General features: G+C 53.3%; 13 protein-coding genes. 3 read left to right on the plus strand and 10 right to left on the minus strand.

Annotated features, from left to right (window positions below; all coding sequences use genetic code 11):
• The first annotated feature begins 44 nt into the window (after positions 1–44).
• Positions 45–1,478, plus strand: coding sequence for a serine-type D-Ala-D-Ala carboxypeptidase (dacB, locus tag AB7E14_RS01350; protein WP_044263639.1), 1,434 nt, complete (start codon positions 45–47; stop codon positions 1,476–1,478).
• A 48-nt stretch (positions 1,479–1,526) separates the two neighbouring features.
• Here dacB and cgtA read toward each other — a convergent pair whose 3' ends face one another.
• The 4 genes from cgtA to rplU form a co-directional block, all read right to left on the minus strand.
• Positions 1,527–2,699 carry an Obg family GTPase CgtA gene (cgtA, locus tag AB7E14_RS01355; protein ID WP_042325080.1) on the minus strand — a complete coding sequence of 391 codons (1,173 nt, stop codon included), beginning with the start codon at positions 2,697–2,699 and terminating at the stop codon, positions 1,527–1,529.
• Positions 2,700–2,714: 15 nt separating this feature from the next.
• Positions 2,715–3,680 (minus strand): DMT family transporter, encoded by a 966-nt coding sequence (locus AB7E14_RS01360; RefSeq protein WP_042998293.1) that lies wholly within the window; start codon positions 3,678–3,680, stop codon positions 2,715–2,717.
• Between the two features lie 128 nt (positions 3,681–3,808).
• Positions 3,809–4,066, minus strand: coding sequence for a 50S ribosomal protein L27 (gene rpmA, locus AB7E14_RS01365; protein ID WP_003861831.1), 258 nt, complete (start codon positions 4,064–4,066; stop codon positions 3,809–3,811).
• 19 nt (positions 4,067–4,085) lie between these two features.
• The gene (gene rplU / locus AB7E14_RS01370; RefSeq protein ID WP_042325074.1) at positions 4,086–4,397 is read right to left on the minus strand and encodes a 50S ribosomal protein L21; all 312 of its coding nucleotides are present in this window, start codon (positions 4,395–4,397) and stop codon (positions 4,086–4,088) included.
• 258 nt (positions 4,398–4,655) lie between these two features.
• Between rplU and ispB the strand changes: the two genes are divergently transcribed.
• The gene (ispB, locus tag AB7E14_RS01375; protein ID WP_042998294.1) at positions 4,656–5,627 is read left to right on the plus strand and encodes an octaprenyl diphosphate synthase; all 972 of its coding nucleotides are present in this window, start codon (positions 4,656–4,658) and stop codon (positions 5,625–5,627) included.
• A gap of 227 nt (positions 5,628–5,854) precedes the next feature.
• Positions 5,855–6,142: a DNA-binding transcriptional regulator SfsB gene (sfsB, locus tag AB7E14_RS01380; RefSeq protein ID WP_316962571.1), complete on the plus strand. Its 288-nt coding sequence runs from the start codon at positions 5,855–5,857 to the stop codon at positions 6,140–6,142.
• Between the two features lie 55 nt (positions 6,143–6,197).
• Here sfsB and murA read toward each other — a convergent pair whose 3' ends face one another.
• The 6 genes from murA to AB7E14_RS01410 form a co-directional block, all read right to left on the minus strand.
• Positions 6,198–7,457, minus strand: a complete 1,260-nt coding sequence (murA, locus tag AB7E14_RS01385; RefSeq protein ID WP_044329009.1) for a UDP-N-acetylglucosamine 1-carboxyvinyltransferase — start codon at positions 7,455–7,457, stop codon at positions 6,198–6,200.
• Between the two features lie 52 nt (positions 7,458–7,509).
• Entirely contained in the window at positions 7,510–7,764 is a 255-nt protein-coding gene (gene ibaG, locus AB7E14_RS01390) for a BolA family iron metabolism protein IbaG (RefSeq protein WP_042325065.1), read from the minus strand.
• Between the two features lie 123 nt (positions 7,765–7,887).
• Positions 7,888–8,184 (minus strand): lipid asymmetry maintenance protein MlaB, encoded by a 297-nt coding sequence (gene mlaB / locus AB7E14_RS01395; RefSeq protein WP_044329010.1) that lies wholly within the window; start codon positions 8,182–8,184, stop codon positions 7,888–7,890.
• Positions 8,184–8,819, minus strand: coding sequence for a phospholipid-binding protein MlaC (gene mlaC / locus AB7E14_RS01400; RefSeq protein ID WP_428169291.1), 636 nt, complete (start codon positions 8,817–8,819; stop codon positions 8,184–8,186). Before mlaC ends, mlaB begins: the two co-directional genes overlap by 1 nt.
• Before the next feature lie 18 nt (positions 8,820–8,837).
• On the minus strand, positions 8,838–9,395 hold the full coding sequence (gene mlaD, locus AB7E14_RS01405; protein WP_428169292.1) for an outer membrane lipid asymmetry maintenance protein MlaD: 558 nt from the start codon (positions 9,393–9,395) through the stop codon (positions 8,838–8,840).
• A gap of 4 nt (positions 9,396–9,399) precedes the next feature.
• The coding region (locus AB7E14_RS01410) for an ABC transporter permease (protein ID WP_428169293.1) at positions 9,400–9,568 on the minus strand (169 nt) is incomplete at its 5' end.

The raw sequence follows: 9,568 nt of genomic DNA on the forward strand, positions 1-9,568 counted from the left end.
CGCCGTAGTATGTCGGCTTGTTTCCAGGTTGTTAGCGCGAGATTATGCGATTTTCCAGATTTATCATCGGATTGACCACCAGTGTAGCGTTCAGCGTCCAGGCCGCGAACGTTGACGAGTACATCAACCAGCTCCCTGCCGGAGCTAACCTTGCCCTCATGGTCCAGAAGGTCGGCGCCCCGACCCCCGCAATTGATTATCATAGTCAGCAAATGGCACTTCCTGCCAGTACGCAGAAAGTGATTACCGCGCTGGCGGCCTTAATTCAGCTTGGCCCTGACTTCCGCTTTACCACCACGCTGGAGACCAAAGGCAGCGTTGATGCGGGCGTTCTCAAAGGTGATTTAGTGGCGCGATTTGGTGCCGATCCGACGCTAAAAAGGCAGGATATTCGGAATATGGTTGCGAATTTGAAAAAAGCAGGCGTCACGCAAATCACCGGAAACGTCCTGATTGATACCTCTGTTTTTGCCAGTCACGATAAAGCACCGGGATGGCCCTGGAACGACATGACCCAGTGCTTCAGCGCGCCGCCTGCGGCCGCCATTGTCGATCGAAACTGCTTCTCGATTTCGCTCTACAGCGCGCAAAAAGCGAACGATTTGGCCTATATTCGCGTAGCGTCTTACTACCCGGTCACCATGTTCAGCCAGGTTCGCACACTCCCACGCGGCTCTGCGGAGGCGCAATATTGTGAACTGGACGTGGTTCCGGGCGATTTAAACCGCTTCACGTTGACCGGGTGTCTGCCGCAGCGTGCCGACCCTCTGCCGCTGGCATTTGCCATTCAGGACGGCGCCAGCTATGCCGGGGCGATCCTGAAAGATGAACTCAAACAGGCCGGTATCACCTACAGCGGAACCTTATTACGCCAGACGCAGGTCAATGAGCCAGGCACCATTGTGGCCAGTAAGCAGTCTGCGCCGCTGCACGATCTGCTTAAGATTATGCTGAAAAAGTCGGACAACATGATTGCCGACACCGTCTTCCGAATGATTGGTCACGCACGGTTTAATGTACCGGGAACGTGGCGTGCGGGCTCCGATGCTGTGCGGCAGATCCTGCGTCAACAAGCCGGAGTCGATATTGGCAACACGATTATTGCCGATGGCTCCGGCCTGTCGCGCCATAACTTGATCGCCCCTGCCACCATGATGCAGGTTCTGCAATACATCGCGCAGCATGACAACGAGCTGAATTTCATCTCAATGCTGCCGCTGGCGGGCTATGACGGCTCTCTGCAGTACCGTGCGGGTCTGCATCAGGCGGGCGTCGATGGTAAGGTCTCAGCGAAAACGGGATCATTGCAGGGGGTGTACAACCTGGCAGGCTTTATTACCACCGCCAGCGGGCAACGGATGGCGTTTGTACAATATCTGTCGGGTTATGCGGTAGAACCTGCCGATCAACGTAACCGCCGCATTCCTCTGGTTCGCTTTGAAAGCAGATTGTACAAAGATATCTATCAGAATAACTGAGTCCGCAAAAACAAAAACCCCGGCAACATGTCCGGGGTTTTCCTGAGATTAACGCTTATAGATGAACTCGACGCCTTCTTCGTCGTCTTCGTCCCAGTCGTCATCCCAGTCGTCTTCCGCTTCTTCTTCCACTTCAGCGATTTGTTGGCGATGATAATCATCCCACATGAACTCGACTTTCTCTGGCTGCTTCGCTTCTTCCGCCTGAGTAATCGGGTTCTCGATAATAAAGGTCATCACATCCCAGCAGAGATCTTTCACGCCCAGTTGGCTGGCGGCAGAGATCAGATAGTATTTATCTTCCCAGCCCAGCGCCTGCGCGATAGCTTTGGCTTTCTCTTCCGCTTCGGCTTTGTCCAGCAAATCGATCTTGTTGAACACTAACCAGCGCGGTTTAGCTGCCAGATCCTGACTGTATTTTTCCAGCTCGCCGATGATGATGCGCGCATTCTCAACCGGATCGGAACCGTCGATAGGATCGATGTCGATGAGATGCAGCAGTACGCGGCAACGCTCAAGGTGTTTCAGGAAGCGGATGCCCAGACCGGCACCTTCCGCAGCGCCTTCAATCAGCCCCGGAATGTCCGCCACCACGAAGCTTTTCTCGTTATCCATACGGACAACACCGAGGCTCGGCACCAGCGTGGTAAACGGATAATCCGCCACTTTAGGCTTCGCCGCAGAGACCGCACGGATAAAAGTCGATTTACCGGCATTTGGCATCCCCAGCATGCCCACATCCGCCAGCAGCATCAGCTCCAGCAGCAGATCACGCTTGTCACCCGGCGTCCCCATCGTTTTCTGACGTGGCGTACGGTTGACGGAAGATTTGAAACGGGTGTTACCCAGACCGTGCCAGCCGCCTTTTGCGACCATCAGACGCTGACCGTGCTTAGTCATGTCGCCCATGGTTTCGCCCGTGCCCTGATCGATCACACGCGTACCTACCGGCACTTTAATCGTGACATCTTTCCCGCGTTTACCGGTACAGTCACGGCTGGCGCCATTCTGGCCTCGTTCTGCGCGGAAAGATTTCTCAAAACGGTAATCGATCAGGGTGTTCAGGTTTTCGTCGGCTTCCATCCAGACGTCGCCACCATCACCGCCATCGCCGCCGTCCGGGCCGCCTTTCGGGATGTATTTCTCACGGCGGAAGCTTACGCAACCATTGCCGCCATCGCCTGCAACGACCAGAATCGTTGCTTCATCAACAAACTTCATTTTACTCTCCGTAAATCATTCGCCTGAGCGGGGCTGCGATACCACCGATTCATGCTTACGTAATCCGCCCCAAATACGATGACCAATGGCGGAGTACATCGCGCCCGCAACCACGACAAACGCACCGAGATAACCGAGAAGGTTTAACATCGGTCTGGCGAAGAAATCGGGCCAGGCCATAGATAAAAGATCTGAAAATAACAGCGTAAACAGCGGGGTGAGCGTGATTAATGCGCTCACCTGCGCTGCCTGCCAACGCGCCATCGCTTCCGCCAGGGCGCCATATCCTACCAGTGTATTCAGCCCACAGAAAATTAAACAGGCAAGCTGCCAGTCACTTAGCTGGGCTATCACACCGGGCTTCGCCAGCGGCAATAGCGCTATCGTACATAAAGTGTACAGTAAAAACAGAATCTGCGGTGATGCCAGACGCCGCAATAACACCTTTTGCGCAACACCATAACTTACCCAGACCGTAGCCGCACCGACGCCAAAAATGACGCCCCAGGTGTAATCGGTCAGCCTGGTAAAAATTTCGATCAGACTGGTGTTGAAGAACATCACCAGTCCGCACAACAGCATTATCGCGCCGACAATCTGCGTACCGCGCATTTTCTCTTTAAGGATAAATACGCTCGCGACCATCATGCCCACTGGCGACAGTTGGCCGATCACCTGCGAAGCCGTTGGGCTTAAATACTGCAGGGAAGAGCTAAACAGGATGAAGTTGCCAAAAAGCCCACCGGTAGCAATCGCCAGCAGAACCAGCCAGCGCGCTTTGCGAAAAATTCGCAGCGGCGGAAGCTTACGCTTCGCGGCCAGAATCGCTCCGAGGCCAATACTGGCGATTAAAAAACGGTAAAAAACGATGGTAGGAGGCTCCATCACCTCCAGCACCTGCTTCATAGCAATTGGCAAAGCCCCCCAACACACCGCCGTTGTGAGCGCCAAAAGAATACCAATGCCAGCCTGCTGCTTCATGCCCGTTTCCCTGCAAGGGCTCGTTATCCGGTACAAAGCGGTTTCACGAGCATATTTACCGGTCGTCGAATGTAAAAAGCCCCGCAACAGGGTGCGGGGCTTTTATCCGTTACCGGACCACGAAAAACTTACTCAGCAACGATGCTGATGTATTTACGGTTGTTCGGGCCTTTAACTTCAAATTTCACTTTACCGTCTGCTTTAGCAAACAGAGTGTGGTCACGACCGCAACCTACGTTAGTGCCAGCGTGGAACTTGGTACCACGTTGACGAACGATGATGCTACCCGCCAGAACGGATTCGCCACCGAAACGCTTAACGCCCAGGCGTTTAGCTTCTGAATCGCGACCGTTACGAGTTGAGCCGCCAGCCTTTTTATGTGCCATTTAAATCTCTCCTCAGGTCTTAGGCGCTGATGCCAGTAATTTTCACATCAGTGAACCACTGACGATGGCCCTGCTGCTTACGATAGTGTTTACGACGACGAAACTTAACGATTTTAACTTTCTCGCCACGACCGTGAGCAACAACTTCAGCTTTGATAACGCCGCCATCAACGAAAGGAACGCCGATTTTGACTTCTTCACCGTTTGCGATCATCAGAACTTCAGCGAATTCAATAGATTCGCCAGTTGCGATGTCCAGCTTTTCCAGGCGAACGGTCTGACCTTCGCTTACTCGGTGTTGTTTACCACCACTTTGGAAAACCGCGTACATAAAAAACTCCGCTTCCGCGCACACCTTTTCAATGATTCAGAGTGCGCTATAAATATTCACAATAGGGCGCGAATATTACGCAAAACGTGAGCCTTTGACAAGTGCTACAGTCAATACATGAAGAAAAAAAACACAACGTGTACGGTAACGTTTATCTGCGGCGTTTTTTCAGTACAATCAGCATATATTTCTAACCCTAAACCCTAAGTTACCTTGCCGCATGATGAGGTAAACGGGGCGAAAAGCCCGGCTTTTGCGATGAATTTAGAAAAAATCAACGAGTTAACCGCGCAAGATATGGCGGGTGTCAATGCGACAATCCTTGAACAGCTTAATTCCGACGTCCAACTGATCAATCAGTTAGGCTATTACATTGTGAGCGGTGGCGGTAAACGTATTCGCCCGATGATTGCCGTCCTCGCGGCGCGCGCCGTTGGCTATCAGGGAAATGCCCATGTCACGATTGCGGCATTGATCGAATTTATCCACACCGCCACCCTGCTTCATGACGATGTAGTGGATGAATCCGATATGCGCCGGGGTAAAGCCACGGCGAACGCTGCGTTTGGTAATGCCGCCAGCGTGCTGGTTGGCGATTTTATCTATACCCGAGCTTTCCAGATGATGACCAGCCTCGGCTCCCTGAAAGTGCTGGAGGTGATGTCTGAAGCCGTAAACGTCATTGCTGAAGGTGAAGTCCTGCAGTTAATGAACGTTAACGACCCGGATATTACGGAAGACAGCTATATGCGGGTGATCTACAGTAAAACAGCGCGTCTGTTTGAAGCGGCGGCGCAGTGTTCCGGTCTCCTCGCGGGCTGTAGTGAAGCCGAGGAAAAAGGACTGCAGGACTATGGTCGCTATCTGGGCACTGCATTCCAGTTGATTGACGATCTGCTGGACTATAACGCCGACGGCGAACAGCTCGGTAAAAATGTCGGTGATGACCTGAACGAAGGCAAACCGACGTTACCGCTGCTACATGCGATGCGTAACGGTACGCCAGAGCAGGCACAAATGATTCGCCATGCGATCGAGCAAGGCAATGGCCGACATCTCCTGGAGCCCGTGCTGGAAGCGATGAACGCCTGCGGCTCACTGGAATGGACACGTCAGCGTGCGGAAGAAGAGGCTGACAAAGCCATCGCCGCGCTGCAGGTGCTGCCGGATTCGCAATGGCGCGAAGCGTTGATCGGCCTGGCGCATATCGCCGTCCAGCGCGATCGCTAATAACGATGGAATCATCCCGCCACTCTGCGCGGGATGATTCATAAAAGATCTAATAAAACCCACCAAACCTCTCTATTCCGCTGCAAGCAAAGCAATAACTCTTAATAAATTCTGAATATTCAAACTCTTTACTTGAACATATTAGAACAACAATTCTCTGGGAGTATAGTGTCTTCTGCAAATTGATGGTGCAAATCAACGATGAATGACCATAAACGAGGGGATAAATGGAGAGCAAACTCATTGACTGGCATCCGGCAGATATCATTGCTGGATTACGTAAAAGAGGGACATCAATGGCTGCCGAGTCACGCAGAAACGGATTAAGTTCCTCCACGCTGGCAAACGCCTTAACCCGACCATGGCCGAAAGGCGAGCTGATCATTGCGAAAGCGCTCGGAACGGATCCCTGGGTGATCTGGCCTTCACGATACCATGACGCAAAAACTCATGCGTTTATCGACAGAACGCGCATGATGCGGGCGTCACGTCGTAACAAGCAGGATGTAGAGTAAGGCACAAAGCAGTAGCCCCAGCCATTGGCAATGGGGCTACTGATTTCATTGACGCTTATTCGGCTTTCACGCGCTCGATATTGGCACCCAGGGCGCGCAGTTTATCTTCGATACGCTCGTATCCGCGATCGATATGATAAATACGATCCACGACCGTCGTCCCTTCTGCAATACATCCCGCCAGCACCAGACTAGCCGACGCACGCAGATCCGTCGCCATCACCTGCGCACCGGAGAGCTTATCCACACCGTGACAAATCACGGTATTGCTTTCGATTTCGGCATGAGCGCCCATACGGCTCAGCTCAGGCACGTGCATAAAGCGGTTTTCAAACACGGTTTCCGTAATGAATCCGGTCCCTTCCGCTACCAGGTTCAGCAGCGTGAACTGGGCCTGCATGTCCGTCGGGAATGCCGGGTGCGGTGCGGTGCGCACGTTGACAGCTTTCGGACGTTTACCGTGCATGTCGAGGCTAATCCAGTCTTCACCCACTTCGATATCCGCGCCGGCATCGCGCAGTTTCGCCAGTACCGCGTCCAGCGTATCCGGCTGCGCGTTACGACAGAGGATTTTGCCGCGAGAAATTGCCGCTGCGACCAGGAAAGTCCCGGTTTCGATACGGTCCGGCAATACGCGATAGACACCACCGCCCAGACGTTCTACGCCTTCGATGGTGATACGATCGGTACCCTGGCCGGAAATTTTCGCTCCCAGCGCAATCAGGAAGTTGGCCGTGTCGACAATTTCTGGTTCACGTGCGGCGTTTTCAATGATGGTGGTGCCTTCCGCCAGCGTGGCGGCACACATGATGGTGACCGTTGCACCAACGCTGACTTTATCCATGACGATATGCGCGCCTTTCAGACGGCCATCCACGGAGGCTTTCACATAGCCTTCTTCCAGCGTGATCGTGGCGCCTAGTTGCTCCAGACCGGTGATATGCAGGTCAACCGGACGTGCGCCGATCGTGCAACCGCCAGGCAGAGAAACCTGGCCCTGACCAAAACGGGCCACCAACGGTCCCAGCGCCCAAATTGATGCGCGCATGGTTTTTACCAGGTCATACGGTGCGCAGAAAACATTAACGTCGCGGGCATCGATGTGCACGGAGCCATTGCGTTCCACTTTGGCGCCAAGCTGACTTAGCAGTTTCATCGAGGTATCAACGTCCTTCAGTTTCGGGACGTTCTGGATCTCTACCGGCTCTTCCGCCAGCAACGCCGCAAAAAGGATCGGCAGAGCGGCGTTTTTCGCGCCAGAAATTGTGACTTCGCCCTCGAGCCGGGTTGGCCCTTGTACACGAAATTTATCCATGATGTTGTTCTCAGTTAAAATTCATCGTCGTTACCGGTGTGACACCCGTAACTCAAAAACCGTTTAGTTTGCGATCGCGCGCCCATTCTGCGGGGGTATACGCTTTGATCGACAGGGCATGAATGCGATTGTCCGCAATGTACTCCATCAGCGGCGCATAGACCGACTGCTGCTTCTTCACCCGGCTCATGCCGTCAAACATCTCACCCACGGCAATAACCTGAAAGTGACTGCCATCGCCAGAGACGTGGACTTCCTGGAGGGAGAGTGCGTTCATCAGCACGCTCTGAATTTCATTATTTTCCATGGGCTCTTCATTCGTCAGATTGTGAATACAGCCCAACATCTTAGAGCAAAGTTGCGCTGTCATAAATAAGCAAAAAGCCTCGCGGGTCAATCCAGCGAGGCTGTAGATAATAACGTACTGATATTACTGACGCGGAAGCACGTCAGCAGGCAGATTATAGAGTTCCGCCAGGGTAAAGACTTTGTCATTCACCCCCGACAACGACACGTTGTTGCCCTGCTGTTTCGCCAGACTGATGAGATGGACCAGCAGCGCCAGTCCCCCCGTATCCACTCGAGAAACCTGACTGAGGTCGATGCAGGTGACACCGGTCATTGCTTCAATGCGCGCATCCCACAAAGGATTAAGCACATCCTGGTCCAGTTCTCCCACCAGCGCCAGCTTGTCACCGTCACGCATCCAGTTGAGTGACTGAGTCATTACTTCTTCTCTTCCAGCGTGATTTTTTGCTGCGCGATAGATTTCAGTTGCGCCGTCAGTCCATCGATCCCTTTAGTACGCAGCAGATCGCTCCACTCGTTCTGTTTGGTAGTGATCATGCTGACGCCTTCTGCGATCATGTCATAGGCCTGCCAGTGACCCGTCTGAGTGTTTTTACGCCACTGGAAGTCCAGACGCACCGGAGGACGGCCGTTGGGATCGAGAATGGTTACACGGATCGGAACGATGCTCGCATCACCCAACGGTTGTTCCGGAGCAATCTGATACGTCTGACCGTGATACATCGCCAGCGCCTGGCCGTAGGCCTGTTTCAGGTATTCACGAAACGCGGCGAAGTAGGCTTCACGCTGAGCCGGAGTGGCTTCTTTGTAGTAACGCCCCAACACCAGCGCGCCAGCATATTTCACCTGCACATACGGCAGCAGTTCCTGGTCAACCACGTCACGCAGATAGTCCGGATTAGAACGGATTTTCGGCTGTTCGTGTTTCAGGCGGTCGAAGGTTTTCTGCGCCGCTTCATTCATCAACTTGTAAGGGTTGGTCTGATCGGCTGCAATGGCGGTGCTCAGCGGTGCAATCACCAGCAGAGCCACCATCATTAAACGCTTAAGCATAATTCGATTCTCCTGAGATTAATTCGTTGTGCCCGCAGGCCCAGTGGCTTCATTATGGCCTTCGGTCGGCGCCGACGCATCGCCAGAATTCTTATTGTCATCGCCTTTACTGTTGCTGTTGTAAAGGAACTGACCAATCATATCTTCCAGCACCATCGCGGATTTGGTGTCCTGGATTGTGCCGCCATCTTTGAGGATAGACGTTCCCAGCTCAGGATCTTCAAAACCAACGTTAAGCGCCAGATACTGTTCCCCCAGCAGACCGGACGTCCGGATGCTCAGCGAACTGGTAACAGGGATGTGGTTATAGCGCTCTTCAATGTCCAGCGTCACGCGCGGTAAATAGGTCTTCGGATCCAGAGAGATATCCGCCACGCGCCCCACCACCACACCACCGATACGCACCGGCGAGCGCACTTTCAGGCCGCCGATATTATCGAATGTCGCGTAAATCGTGTAGGTCGGTTCTGTGCGCATAGAGGTCACATTGGCCGCCTTCAGGCAGATAAACAGCGCGGCAAGCAATGCGGCTAATAAGAAGATCCCCACCCAAATTTCATTTTTTTTCGTTTGCATGAACTCAATTCCCAAACATCAATGCGGTCAGTACAAAGTCCAGACCCAGAACGGCCAGCGACGAGTGCACAACGGTGCGTGTGGTTGCCCGGCTGATTCCCGCCGAGGTCGGAATCGCATCATACCCATTGAATAATGCAATCCAGGTTACCGTCATGGCGAACACCACGCTT

It is taken from the genome of Citrobacter sp. (assembly GCF_050252275.1).
Classification (GTDB): Bacteria; Pseudomonadota; Gammaproteobacteria; order Enterobacterales; family Enterobacteriaceae; genus Citrobacter_A; species Citrobacter_A amalonaticus.